Source organism: Pedobacter nototheniae (assembly GCF_004335085.1).
In the GTDB taxonomy this organism is placed as follows: Bacteria; Bacteroidota; Bacteroidia; order Sphingobacteriales; family Sphingobacteriaceae; genus Pedobacter; species Pedobacter nototheniae.
The window spans coordinates 79,713-102,234 of record NZ_RQRS01000007.1; the positions used below are offsets into that span (position 1 = coordinate 79,713).

The following is a 22,522-nucleotide window of genomic DNA, read 5'->3' on the forward strand; positions in this document are numbered from 1 at the left end:
TTTTTATTGGTAGGTACTGTAGAAACCTTGTCTCTTGCTTAATTTTAAATCTTGTAAAATAGATGCTTTTACTTTAATAGTTACCGAATAACTTTTGTAAGCACCATAAGGCACCCAGTTAACGCTCATATCCCAACAATGTAAATCTCTATAAATTGCGATATTCATTGGCGTTAAGCCGTTATTTTTGAAATCGTAACCAGAGTTAAAAGTAAATTTCCATTTAGGTGTTAAGTTAAAATCACCATTAAAGTTTAAAGTGTTACTGGTAGAACTAACGCCTAAATCATTAGAATATTGAAAGCTATAAGAAAAAGAAAAGTTCCACGGAATATTAAAATCAACAAAGGCATTTGGATCACGACTTATAGCCGCCAATTGCTCTGATTGAATATCAGACAGGCCTTTTTTCTTTGCCGCATCTGCTAGTTTATCATTGGCTTCGTTTTTACTTTTTAAGGCCTCAGGATTTAGGCTGTAATCGAAAGAGAAACCAAAATTAGTTAATCTTGGTAATTTAGCTCCTCTTGTCCAGGTAAAATCATTACTTCTTGTAAAGGTTCTAACACCAGAAACCGTAGTTTCATCTAGTGCATATGGATCGAATGTACCGTTGTAGTTAATACCTAATTTATCGGTAAATTGAGAACGACCAGCCAAACTTAATGTTGATAATTTATGGATTGGCGCCAAAAAGTTGTACGATCCATTAATGGTTAAGTTTTGTATAATTGGAATTTTCTTCTCTCCTGTGCCCGTCGTATCCTTACTAGATTTTACCTTTAACTCCACTATGTTTCCTAAACCAAAACCAATTGAGGCCGCTTTACCTGAAAAAGATCCTGGAAAGGCACTCGTTTGAAAAATGGAGTATTTAATTTGTTGTCCGTAACTGTCATAAATGAAACGACCGTTTTGATCAATTGCATTTTTATATGGACCGTTGCCTTCTTTTGTAAAATCAGGTGAATAATTGAACGAGATACTAGGCGTCATTACATGCCTTAATGCTTTTATATTTCCAAGATTATTAAAAGTTTTTTTGCCATAAATATTAGTCGTTAAACTAGTAGATAAATTATAGCTACCTGCACGCTTAAAGCCACTAATGGTATCCATTCTGCTTGTATAAGTTCCATCAGCAAAAGTTGTGTATCGACTCCTTGTAGTTTGAAAGTTCCAAACTTCATTATAAGTACCACCCATAGAGAAGTTTAAATACTTGAGTAAAGTAAATGACATACTAACTGGAATTGTGTGTTGAAAACCAGATTGTAGTCTTTTTAAACCATCATTTTGAAACAACAAACTATCTTTTGTGGTAACGGTATTTGTTCCTTGCAAACCATAACCAATAGTAATTTTTTGATACCATTTTTGCTCGCCAACTCTATTTTTAGAATCAAAAGGACTAAAAGTAGGCACATTGAAAGTTCCAGTTGGAAATCTTATTGAAATGTCTTTTGTACTTAATGTTTGATCACTACCCAACGATAATGAATAGTTCATCCCGTTTGGAAAAGCCTTAGCATAACTAATACTACTACTCATGGTATTTGTTGCAATTGCTCTTTGATCGTAAGTGGCATTTGCACCTGTGGCCTTAAAATAACTGCTCGATCCTAAATTTACACTTGCACTAAATGTTGTTCCTGGTCTTGCGTTTGCATTCTGACTATGTGTCCAAGCCAAGTGGAATACCTTTGCGGGATTATTAAATGCCTCGGTTCCTTCCAATCCATTCTTAGAGCTGCTATAGTTAAAGTTAATATTACCGTTAAATTTATATCTCTTGGTGTAATTACTTAATAAACTAGTTTCATAGGAACCATTGGTATAAATAGTTCCTAAAAATTTAGCATCCCAATAATCATTTAAACCTAAATAATAGCCTATGTTTTGTAAGAAAAAGCCTTTTGTGGCATCTTCACCTGGTGTTGGCAATATAAAACCTGAAGATCGCTTATTTGGCTTGGGAAAAAAGGCAAAAGGCAAAGCTAGCGGTGTTGGTATGTCCTCTATCTTCATATAAACTGGTCCAGTAATAATCTGCTTTTCAGTTACAACACCTTTTGAAATCATTAAACCGAAGTGAGGATGCGGCAAATTACACGTGCTATACATTACATTTTTGATGTGTATTTCATCGTCAATCTGTTTTTTACTTTGTCCACCAGAGAAAAATCCACCCTCTTGTTCAGAAAAAACTCCATAAATTTTTCCTCGTGTTGTTTCTGTATTGTAAAAAATTGAATCTGCAATTGCAGATGCTTCTGTACCTGATTTTGAAATAGGACGACCAACATAACGTCCAGTTTTTGGATCTTTTGTTCCTTTAGCAAAAATAGTGTGGTTTTTTTGGTCTACTCTTATATAGTTAGCATCCAGCTCAAAATCGCCATATTTTATCCTCGCATTGCCATATAAATAGATAATATTTTTATCCTTACTCATTTTTACTGAGTCATCAGCTTTGTACTCTACTTTTTGTTCGAGATCGCTATTACTTTTAGGTTTTACTTTGGCTGTATCTTTCTTCGCCGTGTCTTGCTTAATGATTTGTTGCAATGAAAAACCAGAAAATGCGTTAGCTTTACCAACACTAAGTGTTAATAAAATGACAGAAATTAGTAAAATAGAGTTGTTCAGAAGTTTCAAATTCGTATTTGAATGTTATTTTTGCAAAAGTGTTTAATCAAAAACGTCCAAAATTAGTGAAAAATATACCATTGATGTATCTTAAAACCATTTTAGCCTTTATTATTTGTACAATATCATTAAATTCATTTGATAATCAAGCATTTGCGCAACAATATAAAATTAAAACAATTGTTATTGACGCCGGTCACGGTGGTAAAGATGGCGCTACCCATGGGGTATATTCTAAAGAGAAAGATGTAGCGTTAAAAACGGCCTTAAACCTCGGTAAAGCACTTCAGGATAGTATCAAAGATCTTAAAATAATTTACACCCGCGAAACCGATGTTTTTATTCCGCTTTATGAGCGTATTAATATTGCAAATAATGCAAAAGCTGATCTTTTTATCTCCATCCATTTAAATGATATGCCAGTTAGGGTATCCAAAGTGGTTGATTATTATAAGAAAGTTAGAGGAAAAAAAGTTCCTGTTTATCGTACTGTAGCAACAAAAAGTACATCAACACATGGTACAGAAACGTTTGTATCGGGTACAGGAAGATTGAGTGAGCAAGATGAAGTAATAAAAAGGGAAAACGCTTCTATGTTTTTAGAGGATAATTATCAAAAAAACTACGAAGGTTTTATTGCCAATACGCCAGAAAGCGATATTATGATTTCATTAATGAAACAAACAAATCGCGAAAGAAGTTTGAAATTTGCTTCTATGCTTCAACAAGAATATGTAAACGCAGGACGAGTTAATCGTGGTGTGCAAGAAAAAAGTTTAGCAGTATTAGCTCGTGCAGCTATGCCTGCGGTTTTAACAGAAATTGGTTTCGTAAGTAATCCAGAGGAAGAAGATTATATGAACTCGCCCGAAGGACAAAATGAAATTGTTAGTGGTATTATAAAGGCTATTAAAAACTATAAGCGACTGGCCGAAACTTCTTTTTAATCAACAATCAAAATCTCCCTGCATAAATGAAGCTAAAACTTCTAGTTATTTTTTCAATTTTAATATCAAGTGCTGCCTTTCAAAGTGCTTTTGCTCAGGGCTATAAAATTAAAACTATTGTAATAGATCCTGGTCATGGTGGTAGAAAACCTGGAGCATCAGGAAGTTTTTCTAAGGAAAAAGATGTTGCATTAAAAATTGGATTAAAGTTAGGTGAGAAATTAAAAGATGAATTGCCGGGTATAAAAATTATTTACACAAGAACAAAAGATGTAGATGTTGATTTATATCGCCGTGCTGAGATTGCCAATGATGCAAATGCCGATCTTTTTATATCTGTGCATTGTAATTCCATGCCTGCAGGTAATAAAAGTACCAAAGGTGTAGAAACTTTAGTGGCAGGTTCTCACAGATTGAAGGAACAAGATGCCGCAATAAGAGAAAATGCCGATATAAAATTAGAAAAGAACTATAAAACAAAATATCAAGGCTACGATCCAAATGATCCTGCTACATTTATTATTTTATCGCTATTAAAAAACGCGTTTAGAGATAAAAGCATTAAATTTGCCAAACTTATTCAAAATAGTTACATCAAAAGAGATGATAGAGTAAGTCGTGGTGTTAAAGAACAAGGAGTTTTAGTATTACAACGTTGTGGTATGCCCGCAGTTCTTACTGAGGTAGGTTTTATATCAAATACACAGGAAGAAAAGTATATAAACTCATCAAAAGGACAAAATGAAATTGCTGACTCTATTGTGGAGGCAATTAAAGAATATAAGAAAAATATTGAGGTAAGATAATTGGCATTATAAATGATAGTTAGTTTACCTTTGAATATTAATAACACAATTTAAACATAAACAAAACAAAAGTGCTGATGCTTTTATTATCTACTATCAGATAATTAATAAAGTATCATAAAATAAGAAAGCGCTCTTATAGGAACTGAAGATTTAATAAACTTTGGAACTTGTAGCCATTAAATAGAAACACTCATGAAAATTAAGAACGAAACCAAAGTAGGTATTTTAGCTGCATTTGCCATTGCTTTATTAATAATTGGATATAACTTTTTAAAAGGAAACTCAATCTTTTCAAGCGAAACAAGTTTGTTTGCAAGATATTCAAGAGTTGATGGTTTAACAGTGTCAAAACCTGTATTAATTAACGGTTATCAAATTGGACGCGTAGCTAAACTGCAATTAGAGCCAGGTGGTACTATTTTAGCAACTTTAAGCATTAACAGTAAATACGATATTCCTGATAATAGTACTGCACGTTTAGAAGGTACAGACCTTTTAGGCAGCAAAGCGATTGTGATGGAATTAGGTAACTCTAAAAAAATGGCTGAAGATGGTGCAACCTTAAATGCAAATGTAGAAAAAGGTTTGATGGAACAAGTTCAGCCAATTCAGAAAAAAGCAGAGTTGATTATAGGTAAAATGGATTCTATATTAAGTAGCGTAAACACTATTTTAAGTCCAAACTTCCAAAAAAATGTTGACAAAAGCTTTAACAGTATTGCTGGAACATTGGCATCATTAGAAACAACATCTAAAAAGGTTGATGGTTTAGTTGGATCAGAAAGTCAGCGTATTTCGGCAATTTTCAAAAATGTTGAAGGCATTACAGCTAATTTAAATAACAACAATAAAAAAATCAGTGATATTTTATCTAATATTAATACAGTTACCGATAAATTTGCTGCCGCTAACTTTAAGCAAACACTTGATAATGCGAATAATGCAATTGCAGATTTACAAAGTGTAATCACAGGAATCAAAAATGGCAAGGGTAGTTTAGGCTTATTATTAAATGATACTAAAATGTATGATAACTTAAGTAGCGCATCTAAAAACCTGGATGAATTAATGATCGATTTAAAAGCTAATCCTAAACGTTACGTACACTTCTCTGTATTTGGTGGTGGAAATAAGAAAGACAAATAACAAACCTACATAAATAAAAAAGCGTACAATTATCAAATTGTACGCTTTTTTTATGCCTAATAATTATTAGCTGGCTTATAACTGAAAAGTTCTACCCTCTATCGCAAGTTCCGTATTTTCAAAAACGGATTGAGCTTCTTCTAAAAGCATTTGTAGGGTTTTATATCTTGATGAAAAATGACCAATTAATAATTTCTTCGCATGGATTATATTAGCGATTTCTGCGGCTTGCAATGCAGTTGTATGATGCGTTTCTTTTGCTCTATCTAATAACTCATGAAGAAATGTAGCTTCATGGTATAATGTATCGCAATTCATTATTGTTGGAAAGTAACGTTCGTCATATAAAGTATCAGAGCAATAAGCATAAGCTCTTGGCGCTTCAGCAGGCGTTGTGTAATCCTCACTGTGTAAAACATCACCATTTGGTAAGGTAACATCAATTCCCTTTTTTAAAGCCGTATAATAAGCCATCGGTACATCATCAGTTTTCTCCTTAATTAATTTCCGCTGCCTTTTCTTCTGCTCAAAAACAAATCCGGTACAAGGAATCCGGTGGTTTAAAATAATTGTTCTTACACTTAAATCACTATTTTCAAAAATTTGAGTGGATGCTGTCGGGTCAATGGCAAAAAATTCAATTGGATATCTCAATGTTGTATCCGAGTATTTAAATTGAATTTCCAGAATTTCAAGCAAAGCGGCCGGACCAAAAATTTGCATTGGTTTTGTTCTACCATTTAAATGCAAACTGGATAATAGCCCAACAAGGCCCAAATAATGGTCGCCATGTAAGTGTGTTATAAAAATGTAATCGATTCTTGCAGCTTTAATATTAAACCGAATCAGTTGGTGTTGCGTACCTTCACCACAATCAATTAAATAGTACTTTTCATTACAATTTAAAAGTTGTGCCGATGGATTACGGTTAAAAACCGGGGTTGCAGAACTACTTCCTAAAATTGTAACTTCAAACTTCATATTTCTAAAGATATATAAAAGCCCCGTAGGTTTAAATACTACGAGGCTTTTTTAAATAGGTTAATGCGTTTTTATTTTGCGCCTCTGAATTCTTTTTCCAACTCTTCCATAAAAATGAAATCTGTTGCTTCAGCTAGTGTATTAACAAACGTTACAGATTGAAATATGTTTGATAATTCTATAATATGAGCAATTGCATCATTAATACCTGTAACGATAAATAAGCCACCTGCATTTTTACACAGCCTATCTCCTACCAATAAACAACTTAAATCTTGAGCATCCGTACACTCTTTAACGTGCGATAAGTCAATTATTATATTTTTAAAGCCTTCGGCATTTAGTAAATAAAATTCTGATTTTAAGCCAGGCGCATTATCATTTGTAAACTTAGGTTCTTTTAACTTTAAGGTTACGTATTTCTCATGTTTATCTACTGAAAATTTCATCTCTCTATTCTTTATTTTACTAATGTATATATTTTGTTTCGAATTAAAGCTTTTCTATTGCCTTTAACACATTAGCTTCAATTCTTGCGGAAATAGCATCAGCATCAGCTTTTACAAATTTCTCGCCCACAATTTGTTCATATAATTCTATATAACGCTCTGAAATTGAATTAACAATCTCAGGTGTCATTTCTGGCACAACCTGTCCATCCTTACCCTGAAAACCATTTTCGATTAACCATTTACGTACAAATTCTTTTGAAAGCTGTTTTTGAGCTTCATCACTATTTTGGCGTTCTTGATAACCTTCTGCGTAAAAATAACGAGATGAATCTGGTGTATGAATTTCGTCAATTAAGTAGATTACTCCATCTGCCTTGCCAAATTCATATTTTGTATCGACCAAAATTAATCCGCTTTTTGCTGCTATTTCAGTTCCACGTTGATATAAAGCACGTGTATATTCTTCAAGTTTTTCATAATCAGCTAAAGAAACAATTCCTTTTGCTAAGATATCTTCTCTAGAAATATCTTCATCATGCCCTACCGATGCCTTAGTTGTTGGCGTAATAATAGGGTTAGGCAATTTATCGTTTTCCTTTAAACCCTCTGGCAAAGCCACACCGCAAACACTTCTTTTACCCACGCTATACTCTCTCCAAGAATGACCTGATAAATAACCACGGATAACCATTTCAACCTTAAATGGTTCACAAATTCTTCCGATAGTAACCATTGGATCAGGAACATCCAATACCCAATTAGGGACAATATCTTGCGTAGCAGCTAAAAATTTTGCAGCAATTTGATTTAAAACCTGCCCTTTAAATGGAATGGCTTCAGGTAAAACAACATCAAAAGCAGAAATTCTGTCGGTAACAACCATGGCCATAAATTTATCGGCTATGGTGTAAACATCACGAACTTTTCCTTTGTAATAGTTACTCTGTTCAGGGAAATTGAAATGGGTTTCTTTAAGTGCTTTCATGGGCGATAAAAATACGACTTTTAAACAAAAAACCCCATAGTTTGTACCATGAGGTTTTAATTATTTTGAATTAATTCTCGTTATTTCATTAAGGCAAAATATCTACCATTGAACTTGTAAGTTTGCATTTTATTAATCACGGTATAATACCCATTTTCATTATGCTTATCTTCTGATAATGGAATGGTTATAGTTTTAGAAATATCATTGTAAGCTATTAAATCCTTGTTTTTTTGCTGCATAATTGGCCAATAAGCAATTCTAATATCTGAATTTATTTTGTTGCTAGATTTTATTAATGGAGCATCTGTAATTAATTCATCTTTAGTAAAACAGAAAAATTGAACTGTTTGCCCGTAGTAAGAAGACATATATGTTGAACGATAAAAAGCTAAATAATAGATTTTATTATTCAATACAGCATTTTCTATCTTAGTGAAATAACCAGCAACATCCTCATTATATTTACGAACTCGATGAGATGATTTAATTGAATTTGTAGTTTTATACTGATAGATTACTTCCCAAAATCTTTCCGTCCCTCCTTGCCCATCGTCCCAAGAATAAATCTTGAATTTTTTGTCGCTGGATGACACTATACTCATTCCATGTTTCTTTAATTGCGGAAAATTATAATTAAAAGTCCTTAAGTTTTTGCTCGTATAGTCTAATAATGATTTAGCAAGCACTTGGTTTGCTTTTGTAAGTTCTTTATCTCTATCTACTTGTTTTGTATAAATATAATTTTCGGCCCAATGGTTTACATTTTTAATCTTTGTCACTAAGTCCTTTTCTATAGTTTTTATACTTTGACCTAAAGCATTAATAGTAGCAAATAAAATAAAAAGAAACGAGATAGAGGTTAATTTCATTTACTGAATATCGCCGTAGGCTTTAAGAATATCTTTTACCAATTTATGTCTTACTACATCTTCCCCGCTCAAATAAATAATATCGATCCCTTTAATGCCTTCCAAAATTCTTAAACCATTAAACAATCCTGACATTTGCTTTTTGGGCAAATCTATTTGTGTTACATCTCCAGTAACAATAAATTTAGCAGTTGGGCCCATACGTGTTAAAAACATTTTCAACTGCATATCGGTCGCGTTCTGCGCTTCATCTAAAATTACAAAGCAATTATCCAATGTACGACCACGCATAAATGCTAGTGGCGCGATTTCTATGGTACGATTTTCTATATAAAACTTAAGTTTCTCTGCCGGAATCATATCATCCAAAGCATCATACAGCGGTCTTAAATATGGATCGATTTTTTCCTTTAAGTCTCCTGGTAAAAAACCAAGGTTTTCACCTGCTTCAACGGCTGGCCTAGTTAAAATAATTCTTTTAATTTCTTTATTCTTTAAAGCTCTAACAGCTAATGCTACGGCTGTATAAGTTTTTCCAGTTCCGGCGGGGCCAATGGCAAAAAGTATATCATTTTTGCCAATACTAGTAACCATTTTACGCTGATTTGCTGTTCTGGCCTTTACCAAAAGACCGTTTGTACCGAAAACAATCACCTCTCCACCACCTCCGGTAGGCTCCGATACATCTTTTTTTACAACGCCATTTGCCTTTTGACCTAAAATAGATTCAACATCATTATTGCTTAAAGAGCTGTACTTTTCGAGCTGCCCAACCAGTTGGTTAAACTTCTCTTCAAATGCCTTAAGTTCCTGTTCATCACCAAGAACCTTAACATCACTACCTCTCGCTACAATTTTTAACTTAGCGAAAGCGCCCTTAATCATTTCGTAATTTTCGTTGTTCGGTCCCCAGAATTGCGCAGGATTTACGGTATCCAATGTTAATTTTAATTCGTTCAAGCTGTAGTATTTTTTAAGTTTGCAGGCTTATATTTAATTTAAATTTGAATATTTGTAGGCGCTTAGCCTCTACACAAGAATAAGCATAATTAATGAATTTTTAATGGGTATAATTACTTTAACAACAGATTTAGGTTCAAAAGATTTTTATCAGTCCGCCTTAAAAGGTAGCCTGCTAAGGCTTATGCCGACTGTTAATTTGGTAGATATTACTCATGAAGTTCCTTCATTCAACATTTCATATGCTGCATTTGTTCTAAAAAATGCATATCCATATTTTCCGAAAAATACGGTACACTTAATCGGGATTGATTCTGTATATAGTGAAAACACAAAGTACATTGCGGTAAAGCATAAAGATCATTATTTTGTAGGTGCAGATAATGGAATTTTTTCGCTTCTTTTTGATGATACGCCAGAGGATGTAGTTGAACTTAACATTATGCAGGATTTAAAATATCTACATTTTCCTTTGGTAGATATTTTTGTTAAAGCGGCTACTCATCTTGCCAAAGGTGGCAAACTTAAGGATATTGGATTACCTGTAGCAGAAATTGAGCAAAAGATGCTTTTACACCCTGTTATAGAGAAAGATATAATCCGTGGAAGTGTTGTTTATATTGATACTTTCTGCAATGTAATCACGAATATTACCAAGGATCTTTTTACAAAAATTCAAAAAAATCGTGATTTTACTTTATACTTCAGAAAAAGTGAAACCATTACCCAACTTAGCTGGCATTATAATGAAGTACAAGAAGGCGAAAAATTGTGCTTATTCGGTATAAGTAATCACCTAGAAATAGCGATAAACAAAGGTAAAGCAAGTGGCTTGTTAGGTTTACACCTTGGCGATATTGTAAGGGTTGAATTCCATAACTAAAGCTAAATAAATACCTCATATAAAGAATGTAAGTATATTGTTGATAATACTTTATGCTTATAAATATTAGTATAAAAAAGATTGCAAAAACATCTTTCCTGATCTCTTGTTTCTATTGTATGAAAAAATACATCTTAATATTCTGCTTTTCTATTTTTGGTGTGATCGCTTTTGCTCAACAAGATACTTCTGCTTACCAAATGCAAAGGGCTAAAATAAATGGCTTATTAAATGAGCGAAGTGTAAAATTTGGACAATATGACCAAAGTCTTAATGAAAAAACTGGAATTTTTGGCTGGCAAACCAAAAGAGATATTAAAAATTCAAATGAAATTTTAAGGCAAATAGTGCTTAACGACAATAATATTTTTAAGGAGTTAAAGGTATTAATGGACTATAAAGATGTTCAGAACCAAAAAATAGTGGTAAATGCTAATAATTCAGAAGAAAGGATAGAGAATTATATGCGTACAATAAAAAAGCTTCAGGATCAAAATACACAGTTAAAGAATGAAGCAAAAAAAGATATTGGCGCTAAAAGTATTTCAGTTTATATTATTGTTTTCTTGCTTCTAATTATGATGGGTGGAAGTTATTTTTTCTTCAAAAAATTAAAAAGATATGAAAAAAGCACTATTTAAGGCTTTGGTTAAAATTAACAAAATCATTTTACCAAGTTTATACAAAAAAGATCCATCCAAGCTAAGCACTCTTCAAAAAGCAATATTAGGATACCGTTACTGGGTATTAACAAATGCATTAGACTAAAAAGGCCAATCTTTCGATTAGCCTTTTATTTTTTCTTGATTGATTTATTATTATTTCTTAAAATGTTCAATAATTAAGGTTGCTAATTCAGTACCTATACGCTCCTGAGCTTCATTTGTTGAGGCACCAATATGTGGTGTTAATGAAATTTTAGGATGAGTTAAAATATCTGCTAAAGGCGTAGGTTCGTTGTCAAAAACATCTAAGCCTGCAAAAGATACTTTTCCAGAATTTAATGCAGTAATTAGTGCTGGTTCATCAATAGTTCCACCTCTTGAGCAGTTTACAATTCCAATACCATTTTTCATTTTAGCAAACTCTGCTTCACCCAAAATCGGTTTATCAGCAAACGGAGTATGCAAACTAATAAAATCACTTCCTGCAATCACTTCATCAAGTGACACAGTTTTAATGGGAATATTTACAGAGATTCCACCTTGAAAATCTAAAGTAATTTCAGTTTCTAACGGATATAAATCGTAAGCTAAAACATTCATTCCTAATCCTAAAGCCACTTTTGCAGTAGCACGACCTATACGTCCAAAACCAATTATACCAATTGTTTTACCGCTTAATTCCGTTCCTTTTGCGTATGCTTTTTTAAGATTATTAAACTGTGTAGCACCTTCTACCGGCATTTTGCGATTTGCATCTTGCAAAAATCTTATTCCAGTAAATAAGTGAGAAAATACTAATTCGGCAACTGATAATGATGAAGCCGCTGGTGTATTAACAACTGCAACACCTTGACTGCGTGCATATTCTACGTCAATATTATCCATACCAACCCCGCCTCTACCGATTAATTTAATGTTTGGAACAGCATCAATTAATTCCTTTCTAACTTTTGTTGCACTACGTACCGTAATGGCATCGTAGTTTTTTAAAGCTTCGGCTAATTGGTCTTGAGGAATTGTATCTGTATCGACTACAAATCCAGCTTTTTCTAATAATTCTTTTCCGATTGGATCTATTCCATCGTTTGCTAATATCTTAATCATTCGGTTATTATGATGTCATAAGTAATAAACGTAGCACAGATACGAAAGCTATGCGTAGTTTTCCCTATGGATAAAATTTAATTTGATTTTGCTTGTTTTTCTTCGAATAGTTGCATTGCATCCACCAAGGCGTGTACACTTGTAATTGGTAAAGCGTTATACATTGATGCTCTGAAACCACCAACACTTCTATGGCCTTTAATGCCAACGATACCTAATTCTTCAGTATATTTTAAAAATGGTTTTTCCAATTCAGGGTTTTCCATAACAAAACAAACGTTCATTCTAGAGCGATCTTCAACAGTGCAAGTGCCTTTAAATAAAGGATTACGATCTATTTCTCTATAAAGTGCTTCAGCTTTTTGCTTATTTTCCTTTTCTATCTCCGCAACACCACCTTTAGATTTTAACCAACGAAGGTTTAATAGTGCAACATAAATAGAGAAAACCGGCGGTGTATTATACATTGAGCCGTTATCAATATGAGATTGATAATTAAGCATTGAAGGAATTTTACGTCCTGATTTACCTAAAACTTCATCTTTAACAATAACAATTGTTAAGCCTGCTGGGCCAACATTTTTTTGTGCACCTGCGTAAATTAAGTCAAACTTAGAAACATCAATTACACGGCTCATAATATCCGAAGACATATCACAAACCATTGGTACACTTGTTTTGGGAACTTCGAAAAGCTCTGTACCATAAATTGTATTGTTAGAGGTATAGTGGAAATATGCGCTATCGGTAGGGATTTCGTAATCCTTTGGAATAAAAGTATAGTTTGCATCTTTAGAAGAGGCAACAACATTTACATCGCCAACAAACTTAGCTTCTTTTAGTGCCTTACTGGCCCAAACACCAGTATCAAGGTAACTTGCCTTTTGTCCATCTCCCAACAAATTCATTGGTACCATAGCAAATTGTAAACTTGCACCACCTTGTAAAAATAAAACGGAATAACCGGAAGGCACATTTAATAATTCTTTAACCAATTTATCAGCTTCAGCAACAACTGCCTCAAATTCGGTTGTTCTATGCGAAATTTCTAAAATTGATAATCCATCGTTAAAATCTAAAACTGCCTGTGCGGCTTGTTTAAACACTTCTTGAGGTAAAATACAAGGGCCTGCGCCAAAATTATGCTTCATCTTATTATATAATGTTTTACGCCGTAAATGTAAAATTTTTAAAGCAGTTATAGCTATAAAATCGTATCATAAAAAATTAAATTTTGTTAAAAATTCACCAAAAATGTGTTGTTTTATTGCTGTTTTTATAATGGTTGGTTTTCTTTTTAATCTCTACTTAGTATTTTTCAATTTTACTATTAGTTTTAGATTAAACTGCCTTCCTGTTAAATAATTTGGAACTGCATATTGCACATTATCTACATCCTTTAGCCACAAATAAGAAACCGTATTATTGATATTCAACATATTAAAGATTTCAAAAAATAAAATAACTGAACTAAAATTTTTATCTAAAAATCTAGGTTTATGGGCGGCTGCGTCATCCAGAAAGTCCTTAGAAAAACCAATATCAATTCTTTTATATGATGGAATGTAAAATTTATCTAAATATCGATCTGTAGAAGATGGACCAATTGGCAATCTTGAGCCATACATCGCATTTAGGTGCACTTTATATGTTGGACTATTAAGTAAACGATCCTGAAAAAATATTGAAAAATTAACACGTTGATCGGTAGGACGTTTCAAATAACCAGGATAAACAGTTTTCCCGTTCTCTAGGTAACTATCCCCTATTATATCCTCATTGGCATGCATTAAGGAAAGCCTAAAATAAGAAACCAAATCTTTTACAAACTCCCCACCAATACTAAAATCGGCACCGTAGGCAAAACCTTCAGAAACTTGATTGGCTAAATACTTTATCCTCAGGTTGTCAATTTTATAAGGAATTAAACGATCAGAATATTTAAAATAAGCTTCGGAAGTAAATTTTAATCGTGTTCCGAAAGCATCAAAAGCATAATCGTAACCAAAAGACGTATTATAAGAGCGTTGTGCTCGTTGATTAACATTTAAAAGGCCATTATAATCCCTTATAGTCCTGTAAGATGGAGGCTGCTGATATATACCAGCCGTAAACCTAAAAATTTTATTATTTGAGTTTGGGCGATAAGCTAATAACATCCTCGGGCTAACCAAAATTTGTTTACTTAAGGAATTATAATTTACCCTTGCTCCTAACTGCAGCTCAGCATGTTCAGAAAGCGAATAGCTATCCTGAATATAAGCGCTATAATTTTTAATGCTAATATTATTTTCTGCATTGATGACATTTTGCAAAACAATATTTTTAGAATTATTAGGTGTTATAAATCCAGCTGAATCTGTATAATTATATTCATTTAAGCGATCATTATATTTTGATTGATCGAATTTTAGTCCCCAAGAGAAAACATGATTATTAAAATTCTGATCTATTTTAATTTCAGAAGTAAAAACTTTTGTGTCTAAACTATTTCTACCATAATTATAGTAAGAACCTACTCCTCTATTTTTTTTAACAGGGCCAAAGTTATCTACTGGGAAGGAATCATCCAGCTCATCAAAAATATAACTTCCGTCAATATCAAACCTTTCGCGTTCGATGGTATTAAAATAGCTATTAATAAATTTAATAACCAAGTTTGGTTTAGGTGTAAATGTTGCGGTTACGGCGCTTCCTGCAGTACGATAATCGTCTATTTCCTGCCCTGTGTAATCTACATTTAACCTCAACGTAGTATTTAATGTGCCAAATTTCGTTTCTCTGTTTTCTGGAACTAGTTTAAATTGCCCGCCATTAAGAAAACCTAAAAAACTGACATTAAATTTTGGAGAAAAATCATATTGATATAAAAGTTGACCATCGGCAAAATTGGGATTATAACTTCCCTTTTCGTCACTTTTTATGAGTACACTTGAGTTATTTTTATAACGTAGGCCTACAAGTAGAAAACTATTTTTAAATGTTCTTTTAGTTGAGATAGATGTATTTAAAAAGCTGGTACTTAATATCGTTTGATTACTATCTGGCTTATCATATTTAATGTCTAAAACGGAAGAAAGCTTATCTCCATACTTAGCTTCAAAACCTCCTGCAGAAAATTTCGCCTTACTAATCAAGTCTGTATTTATAAAGCTTAAACCTTCCTGTTGACCATTTCTGATTAGTATTGGCCTATTAATTTCGACATCATTAATATAAATTAGATTTTCATCAAAATTGCCTCCTCTGACACTATATTGTGCACTCAATTCATTATTTGTAGATACGCCAGGCAATGTTTTTAACATAGTTTCGAAATTACCAGACACTAATGGCATAAATGTAATATCGCTTACATTTAAAGTTGTTGCATTACTAAGTTGATTTTGCTTATCAGTAATATTAACCTGATCTAACTCGTTAGCATTTGCCTTTAAAACTATGGATTGATTTATACGGGCACCAGAACGTTCATTAAATTTTAATGTTTGGTGCTGATAGCCTAAAAGTGAATATTTTATATTGAAATTCCGAGATTTTGAATAGATTGTATAAACTCCAAATTCATCCGTTACAGTAGATTGACCTTGCCCTAAAACTATAATTGTTACCTGCGAAAGTGGCAACTTATCTTCATTATAAACAATTCCGGAGATTCTTACCAGAGGTTGCGCAAGTGCAAATGTGCAGCCCGTTAAAAGAAAAAAGAATAAGAGCCGAAATTTGAGCATTTATATTTCTAATCGATATCATTAAAATAATCCAATTCCTAAATTAATTATTCTTTATTCAGAACAACCACAGGTAACTCTATTGTGCTAGATTTCTTTATCCTATATAATTTTTATGTTCCTTGATAATTAATCAGAGATTTTAAATTACAAAAGATTAAATAAATTTCTCCAAGCTATTTACAGCTTTCATTTTGGAAATCGTTTCTGTTGGATTATCAGTTACAAAAATTGCACTTCCCGCAACAAAAGCATTCGCACCCGCTTCTATTAACATTCCGAGATTTTGCAAACCAACTCCTCCATCTACTTCAATAATCAAGTTTTCATTTACGCCCTGAATTAAAGCTTTTAAGTCTCTAATTTTTTTGTAAGTATTAGAAATAAATTTTTGTCCGCCAAAACCTGGGTTAACCGACATAATTAGAACCAAATCTAAATCGGCAATAATATCTTGGAGCAAAACAACAGGTGTATGCGGATTTAAAGCCACTCCAGCTTTACAGCCAGCTGCTTTTATCGCCTGAATAGTTCTATGTAAATGCGTGCAAGCCTCGTAATGAACGGTAATTCGATCGGCTCCGGCTTTAGCGAAATCTTCAATATACTTATCTGGCTCAACAATCATTAAATGAACATCCAAAGGCTTTGTAGCATATTTTTTCACAGCAGCCATTATTGGAAAACCGAAAGAAATATTTGGAACAAAAACGCCGTCCATTACATCTACATGAAACCAATCAGCCTCACTTTGATTAATCATTTCTACATCTCTTTGTAAATTCCCGAAATCAGCAGATAAAATAGATGGTGCAATTAAATGTTTCATTTTATAAAGATAAAGAAATAGCCATAAACAAAAAACCTTTTGCTTTTCACAAAAGGTTTATCGATTATTTAAGTTTCATTTCAATTGCTTGCCCATCTCTCGTTATTTCAACAAACTCTTCAATCCGATCGGTATAATTATTGGTATAGCTTTGGTAATCATAGTAATCCGTTCTGCCTCCATAATTGTTGTATCCGCTACCGCGATATACAGGTGTTGAGCCAGACCGACTGTAGCTGGCAAAAGACTGAAGAAAATATTTCCCTGGCTTCATTTTATCGAATTTAAATCGCCCATAAGAATCTGTATTTACAGTAATTCGGTATCGAAAAGCTTGCTCAGACATATATACACTTGTTTTTTTATTTTCCATTTTGCCACGCAATTTGTACCATTCCTCAAAGTAAGGAGTTACAGGAAATAACGTTACAACTACATTTTGAGCTAAAATTTTTGAGCCTACTTTCATACCATATCCATTTTTTGGTCTGGTAAACGCAACGCCTTCAATTGATGATTTTCCTAATGCCAACATGTTTTTGGCTTGTATAGAATCGAATGGAACTTGGGGGTAGTAAGCTGCCTTTTGTGCTTTAAGGGTTACAGCAGAAAAAAGTAGAATTAGCGTAGTTAAAACCAAATGTGTTTTTTTCATATTCAGATTTTTTTTAGTTTTTGATGTTTTCCAGATGCATAATTATATTATTTTAGCCAAAAAAACAACTCATATGAAAAAATATATCTTTAGCTTATGCTTGCTTTTCACAGCTAATCTTGCATTTTCTCAAAAAGAAAAACCTTGTGGAATTAAAGATGGATTACAGGAAGGTACTTGTAAACAATTTTATGATAATGGTAAAATAAACTCTTCAGAAAACTGGAAAAAAGGAAAAAGAGAAGGTTTAGCCAGCTATTATTTTGAAAACGGAAACCTTAAAGCAACCGGAAACTTCATGAAAGATAAGAAAACTGGCGTGTGGAAATTTTATTATGAAAGCGGTACCATAAAAGCGGAAGAAGTTTTTGTTTATAAAGATTTTATGGAACTTAAAGAAGGCTTTTTTAAATATTATTATCCAAATGGAAAGCTGCAGGTAACCAGGTATTATAAAGATGATGTTCGTGATGGCATTGAAACAACTTATTATGAAAGTGGTGTTTTAAAGAGTGCAGGAAATTTTGCTAAAAATCTGCAGGATGGAGAATGGAAATTTTATTACGAGAATGGCAAACCTCAGGATATTTCTGAATGGAAAAATGATCTTCCTGATGGAAAACAAGCTTCTTATCACAAAAACGGACAAGTAAAGTGTGCTGTATTATCAGTAAAAGGCAAAAAGGAAGGCGAAATGATCTGCTATGATGAAAATGGTAAGGTTACTCGTAAAGAGTTTTACAAAAATGACGTAAAAGTAAAACCATAAATTAAAGCTTATAAAAGAAAAGCCCTTTTAGTGACAACTAAAAGGGCTTTATAATTTATGCATAAATCTGAATTTATTTTCAGAATTTATCAATAGCTACTGAATCAAATCCAGTAAAGCATATTTATTATTATGCTTGTGGAGCTGCTGGTTTTTCAGGTTTTGGTAATAAAACTTTGCGAGAAAGTTTCATTTTACCCTGCTTATCGATGTCTAATAATTTAACTTCGATTTTATCACCTTCTTTTAATACACCATCCATAGTTTCTAAACGTTCCCATGAAATTTCAGAGATGTGTAATAAACCATCTTTACCAGGCATAACCTCAACAAATGCACCAAATGGCATAATTGATTTTACTTTACCTTGGTAAACTTCACCAATTTCTGGTTTAGCAACGATGTTACGGATACGTGTTACCGCTGCATCAATTGAAGCTTTATTATCTGCAAAAATCTCAACTATACCTTTACCATCAACTTCTTCGATAGAGATTGAAGCACCAGTTTCGCGTTGCATTTCTTGGATAATTTTACCTCCAGGACCTATAATTGCGCCAATAAATTCTTTCTCAATAGTTAAAGAAACAATACGTGGAGCATGTGGTTTGTAATCTTCATTAGGCTGACTGATCGTCTTTTTCATCTCATTTAAGATGTGTAAACGACCTTCTTTAGCTTGCAACAAAGCTTTTGTTAAAACTTCGTAAGATAAACCATTGATTTTTAAGTCCATTTGACAAGCAACAATACCATGTTCTGTACCAGTTACTTTAAAGTCCATATCTCCTAAATGATCTTCATCACCTAAAATATCAGAAAGGATTGCGTATTTACCAGTTTTTTCATCAGTAATTAAACCCATTGCAATACCTGAAACTGGAGATTTAATTTTAATACCTGCATCCATTAATGCTAATGTACCAGCACAAACAGTTGCCATTGATGATGAACCGTTAGATTCTAAAATATCAGAAACAACACGAATTGTATATGGATTTGCTTCACCTTGTGGTAAAACCTTTTTTAATGAGCGTTGCGCTAAAGCACCGTGACCAATTTCTCTACGGCCTGCACCTCTATTTGGTCTAACCTCTCCAGTTGAAAAACCTGGGAAATTATAGTGTAATAGAAATTTTTGGTAACCATTGAAGAACGCACCGTCTATCATTTGTTCATCATCTTTGCTACCTAAAGTAACGGATGTTAACGATTGAGTTTCTCCACGAGTAAATACAGCAGACCCGTGAGCTGCAGGTAAATAACCAACTTCACTCCAAATTGGACGAATTTCAGTTGTTTTACGGCCGTCTAAACGAATGCCTTCATCTAATAATAGATTTCTAATTGCATCGTATTGAACATCATGGTAATAATGTTTAGCCATTGCTTTAGTTAAATCCTCAGTATCCTCAGGCATTGCCTCGAAAAACTCATTTATAATCGCTGTAAAAGCAACTTTACGTTCATCTTTATTTGAACCAGATTTCGCTACTGCATAAACTTTATCATAAGTATCTGCGTAAACCTTAGCTTTTAAATCAGCATCGTGATCTTCGTGGTTATATTCACGTTTTACAGTTTTACCTGTTGCTTCAGTTAACTCAACTTGAACGGCACATTGAACTTTAATTGCATCGTGTGCAAATTTTAAAGCTTCAACCATTTCGTCTTCTTGAATTTCATCACACTCGCCTTCAACCATTCCTATATCGTTAGCCGAACCAGCAACCATAAATTCTAAAGTTGCACGTTCTAAATCACTAGCTAATGGATTGATTACCAATTTGCCATCAATTTTAGCAACACGTACTTCAGAAATAGGACCATTAAAAGGAATATCTGAAACAGATAATGCAGCAGATGCAGCTAAACCAGCTAAACAATCAGGCATTATATTTTTATCAGCAGAAATTAATGAAATCATCACCTGAGTATCAGAGTGATAATCTGATGGGAACATTGGGCGTAAAGCTCTATCTACCAAACGAGAGATTAAAACCTCATAATCAGATAATCTAGCCTCACGACGTAAAAATCCACCTGGGATACGACCTGTAGCAGCGTATTTTTCCTGATAATCTACCGATAATGGTAAAAAATCTGTACCAGGTTTAGCTCCAACAGTTGATACAACCGTTGCTAACAACATGGTATCGCCCATTTTTACTACAACTGAACCATCGGCTTGTTTAGCCAATTTACCAGTTTCAATTTCTACAATTCTGCCATCGCCCAAATCGAACGATTTTTTTATTACATTCATTTAAAAAGAATTATGGTGTGTTTTCCTCTTTCTACACACCGGGTTATATATGTTTTTTGTTTTGCAATTTAGATAAACTTACAACAGCTTATCGTATTTTGTTAGCATTTAAAATGTAAAGCTAACAAAATTAAAAAGCCATTCCCTAAAGAATGGCTCTTGTTGATAAAATTACGCTTATTTTTGTTTAATGATATCACGAAGCGATAAAGCTTTGATGATAGCACGATAGCGCTCAATATCTTTTTTGTAAAGGTAAGCCAAGATACCACGGCGTTTACCTACAAGTTTTTGAAGTGACAACTGAGTAGAGAAATCTTTACGATTTTTCTTTAAGTGTTCTGTTAAGTGCGCAATACGGTATGTAAATAACGCTACTTGACCTTCTGCAGAACCCGTATTGGTTTCTACTTCGCCGTGTGTTTTAAAAATTTCGGCTTTCTTTTCTGTACTTAAATACATTCTTGAATAATATTAAAGTGATTAAAAATTAATTAATTTGAGTGCAAAGATAAGCTAACTTTTGTATATAAGCAAGTGGAAATTAATTGATAAAAACAGTTGTAATGCATTGAGCATTAAAGATTCAAATCTTCCAAAAAGTGCTATTTATTACTATTAATACGCTCAAGCTCTAAAACATCCAATTGATCTTTTGGCCTATTTGTAGCTCTTTTATTTTCAAGTAGATGATTATAATGCAAAAACCTGGCCTTAATCCCATTTATTTCATCAACGGTAGCCCTTTTAAAATATTCATCAAACTTCTGTTTATCTAATCCAGGAATATCTGTCATTAAATCCGCATACATTCCATCGTCCATTAAAACTTCGCAATAACCAGCTATAATAGGAACTTCAAGTAACATATCGTACCGCCCATACCCCATCTTATCTATAGCGTTAATCAAGTTTTGTCTATTTTCTTTGGTATCCTTTAGGTAAATATCTAAATCTCCGGTTGTTCGATTGTAACCATATCTATTTACCGCAAAACCGCCTACAATAAGATATTGTACATCAAATTGCTCAAATGTTTGTAAAAGCAAGAGCATTTCAGGATTTTCTTTATCAAAAGACATTGCTATAAGGAATTGGAGCGACGAATAATAATGCCTTTACCTTGTGGGATTTTTAAAGGCTTACCGCCGTTCATTGTTATAGAAATGTGATTAAGATGTAATAAACTATAGAAGCGCTCCTCAGCCGAACGGCTGAGGTAAACACTTTCGCGTTCACTAGCTATTGTTTCGCGTGGAATAGTTGTATCGTATAATCTTAACCTACTCATTACCCAAAAATACGAAAAAGGCAGCAATAATTTACATTATGTAATAAAAATGCAAGTAATTGATTGCATCAAACCTATTATTAATACTTTTGTAAAAATATTTTACCTTGGAAAAAAATCAGTATAGCATTTTCGAAAGTGAGTTACGTGTACGCCCAGATGATATAGACATGTTTAACCACGTACATAATAGCAAGTACTTGGATTATGTATTGGCGGCCCGTTATGAGCAAATGGAAAAGTTTTATGGCATGCCTTGGGAACATTTTACCAAACAAGGTTTAGGTTGGGTAGTTAGCAGGGTTGATATCAGTTTTAAACGCCCATTATTAATGAATGATTTAATGCTTATCCGTACCGGAATATTAATAATGCACGAAAAAGGTTGTTCTGTTCAATTCGAAATCATTAATAAGAAAACAAATAAAGTGGCTTCAGATGGTATATTCGATTATGTACTGATTGATTTAAATACCAGTAGAGGAACTAAAGTTTCTGAAGAGATGATTAAAGCATATAGTATATAGT

23 protein-coding genes are annotated in these 22,522 nt (G+C 33.1%); 8 read left to right on the forward strand and 15 right to left on the reverse strand.

Annotation, left to right across the window (positions count from 1 at the left end):
- Nucleotides 1-3: 3 nt before the first annotated feature.
- On the reverse strand, nt 4-2,658 hold the full coding sequence (locus EHC72_RS08070) for a putative LPS assembly protein LptD (RefSeq protein ID WP_131537172.1): 2,655 nt from the start codon (nt 2,656-2,658) through the stop codon (nt 4-6).
- Between the two features lie 74 nt (nt 2,659-2,732).
- Between EHC72_RS08070 and EHC72_RS08075 the strand changes: the two genes are divergently transcribed.
- From EHC72_RS08075 to EHC72_RS08085, 3 genes are all read left to right on the forward strand, one after another.
- Complete coding sequence (locus EHC72_RS08075; protein WP_131537260.1) at nt 2,733-3,596, forward strand: N-acetylmuramoyl-L-alanine amidase family protein; 864 nt, start codon at nt 2,733-2,735, stop codon at nt 3,594-3,596.
- Nucleotides 3,597-3,622: 26 nt separating this feature from the next.
- Complete coding sequence (locus tag EHC72_RS08080; RefSeq protein ID WP_131537173.1) at nt 3,623-4,402, forward strand: N-acetylmuramoyl-L-alanine amidase family protein; 780 nt, start codon at nt 3,623-3,625, stop codon at nt 4,400-4,402.
- Between the two features lie 195 nt (nt 4,403-4,597).
- A complete protein-coding gene (locus EHC72_RS08085; protein ID WP_131537174.1) occupies nt 4,598-5,551 on the forward strand; it encodes an MlaD family protein in 954 nt (317 codons plus the stop codon).
- Between the two features lie 75 nt (nt 5,552-5,626).
- On the opposite strand, the gene EHC72_RS08090 is transcribed toward EHC72_RS08085, so the two are convergent.
- The 5 genes from EHC72_RS08090 to EHC72_RS08110 form a co-directional block, all read right to left on the reverse strand.
- Nucleotides 5,627-6,532, reverse strand: a complete 906-nt coding sequence (locus tag EHC72_RS08090; protein WP_131537175.1) for a ribonuclease Z — start codon at nt 6,530-6,532, stop codon at nt 5,627-5,629.
- 71 nt (nt 6,533-6,603) lie between these two features.
- Nucleotides 6,604-6,981, reverse strand: a complete 378-nt coding sequence (locus EHC72_RS08095; protein WP_131537176.1) for an STAS domain-containing protein — start codon at nt 6,979-6,981, stop codon at nt 6,604-6,606.
- 43 nt (nt 6,982-7,024) lie between these two features.
- Nucleotides 7,025-7,969, reverse strand: a complete 945-nt coding sequence (locus EHC72_RS08100; RefSeq protein ID WP_131537177.1) for a phosphoribosylaminoimidazolesuccinocarboxamide synthase — start codon at nt 7,967-7,969, stop codon at nt 7,025-7,027.
- Between the two features lie 80 nt (nt 7,970-8,049).
- Entirely contained in the window at nt 8,050-8,841 is a 792-nt protein-coding gene (locus EHC72_RS08105) for a hypothetical protein (protein ID WP_131537178.1), read from the reverse strand.
- A complete protein-coding gene (locus tag EHC72_RS08110; protein WP_131537179.1) occupies nt 8,842-9,801 on the reverse strand; it encodes a PhoH family protein in 960 nt (319 codons plus the stop codon).
- 103 nt (nt 9,802-9,904) lie between these two features.
- On the opposite strand from EHC72_RS08110, the gene EHC72_RS08115 reads away from it, so the two are divergent.
- From EHC72_RS08115 to EHC72_RS22650, 3 genes are all read left to right on the forward strand, one after another.
- Nucleotides 9,905-10,684, forward strand: coding sequence for an SAM hydrolase/SAM-dependent halogenase family protein (locus EHC72_RS08115; RefSeq protein WP_131537180.1), 780 nt, complete (start codon nt 9,905-9,907; stop codon nt 10,682-10,684).
- Nucleotides 10,685-10,803: 119 nt separating this feature from the next.
- Nucleotides 10,804-11,325: a hypothetical protein gene (locus tag EHC72_RS08120; protein ID WP_131537181.1), complete on the forward strand. Its 522-nt coding sequence runs from the start codon at nt 10,804-10,806 to the stop codon at nt 11,323-11,325.
- Complete coding sequence (locus EHC72_RS22650; protein WP_165585788.1) at nt 11,306-11,452, forward strand: hypothetical protein; 147 nt, start codon at nt 11,306-11,308, stop codon at nt 11,450-11,452. Before EHC72_RS08120 ends, EHC72_RS22650 begins: the two co-directional genes overlap by 20 nt.
- 50 nt (nt 11,453-11,502) lie before the next feature.
- Here the strand turns inward: EHC72_RS22650 and EHC72_RS08125 are convergent, their stop codons facing one another.
- The 5 genes from EHC72_RS08125 to EHC72_RS08145 form a co-directional block, all read right to left on the reverse strand.
- A complete protein-coding gene (locus EHC72_RS08125; RefSeq protein ID WP_170311719.1) occupies nt 11,503-12,453 on the reverse strand; it encodes a D-2-hydroxyacid dehydrogenase in 951 nt (316 codons plus the stop codon).
- 77 nt (nt 12,454-12,530) lie between these two features.
- Nucleotides 12,531-13,604, reverse strand: coding sequence for a 3-phosphoserine/phosphohydroxythreonine transaminase (gene serC / locus EHC72_RS08130; protein WP_131537182.1), 1,074 nt, complete (start codon nt 13,602-13,604; stop codon nt 12,531-12,533).
- Between the two features lie 153 nt (nt 13,605-13,757).
- Nucleotides 13,758-16,184, reverse strand: a complete 2,427-nt coding sequence (locus tag EHC72_RS08135; protein ID WP_131537183.1) for a TonB-dependent receptor — start codon at nt 16,182-16,184, stop codon at nt 13,758-13,760.
- A gap of 157 nt (nt 16,185-16,341) precedes the next feature.
- Nucleotides 16,342-17,013, reverse strand: a complete 672-nt coding sequence (rpe, locus tag EHC72_RS08140) for a ribulose-phosphate 3-epimerase (protein WP_131537184.1) — start codon at nt 17,011-17,013, stop codon at nt 16,342-16,344.
- Nucleotides 17,014-17,077: 64 nt separating this feature from the next.
- Complete coding sequence (locus EHC72_RS08145) at nt 17,078-17,668, reverse strand: hypothetical protein (protein WP_131537185.1); 591 nt, start codon at nt 17,666-17,668, stop codon at nt 17,078-17,080.
- 73 nt (nt 17,669-17,741) lie between these two features.
- Here EHC72_RS08145 and EHC72_RS08150 point away from each other — a divergent pair, with 73 nt between their 5' ends.
- Nucleotides 17,742-18,437, forward strand: coding sequence for a toxin-antitoxin system YwqK family antitoxin (locus EHC72_RS08150; RefSeq protein ID WP_165585789.1), 696 nt, complete (start codon nt 17,742-17,744; stop codon nt 18,435-18,437).
- A 130-nt stretch (nt 18,438-18,567) separates the two neighbouring features.
- Here the strand turns inward: EHC72_RS08150 and pnp are convergent, their stop codons facing one another.
- The 4 genes from pnp to EHC72_RS08170 all read right to left on the reverse strand — a co-directional run bounded on the left by pnp (nt 18,568) and on the right by EHC72_RS08170 (nt 21,994).
- Nucleotides 18,568-20,703 carry a polyribonucleotide nucleotidyltransferase gene (gene pnp, locus EHC72_RS08155; RefSeq protein ID WP_131537187.1) on the reverse strand — a complete coding sequence of 712 codons (2,136 nt, stop codon included), beginning with the start codon at nt 20,701-20,703 and terminating at the stop codon, nt 18,568-18,570.
- 177 nt (nt 20,704-20,880) lie between these two features.
- Entirely contained in the window at nt 20,881-21,165 is a 285-nt protein-coding gene (gene rpsO / locus EHC72_RS08160) for a 30S ribosomal protein S15 (protein ID WP_131537188.1), read from the reverse strand.
- Between the two features lie 143 nt (nt 21,166-21,308).
- The gene (locus EHC72_RS08165; protein ID WP_131537189.1) at nt 21,309-21,785 is read right to left on the reverse strand and encodes a hypothetical protein; all 477 of its coding nucleotides are present in this window, start codon (nt 21,783-21,785) and stop codon (nt 21,309-21,311) included.
- Nucleotides 21,786-21,787: 2 nt separating this feature from the next.
- Nucleotides 21,788-21,994, reverse strand: a complete 207-nt coding sequence (locus EHC72_RS08170; protein WP_131537190.1) for a hypothetical protein — start codon at nt 21,992-21,994, stop codon at nt 21,788-21,790.
- Nucleotides 21,995-22,101: 107 nt separating this feature from the next.
- Between EHC72_RS08170 and EHC72_RS08175 the strand changes: the two genes are divergently transcribed.
- Nucleotides 22,102-22,521, forward strand: coding sequence for an acyl-CoA thioesterase (locus EHC72_RS08175; protein ID WP_131537191.1), 420 nt, complete (start codon nt 22,102-22,104; stop codon nt 22,519-22,521).
- Nucleotide 22,522: the final 1 nt, after the last annotated feature.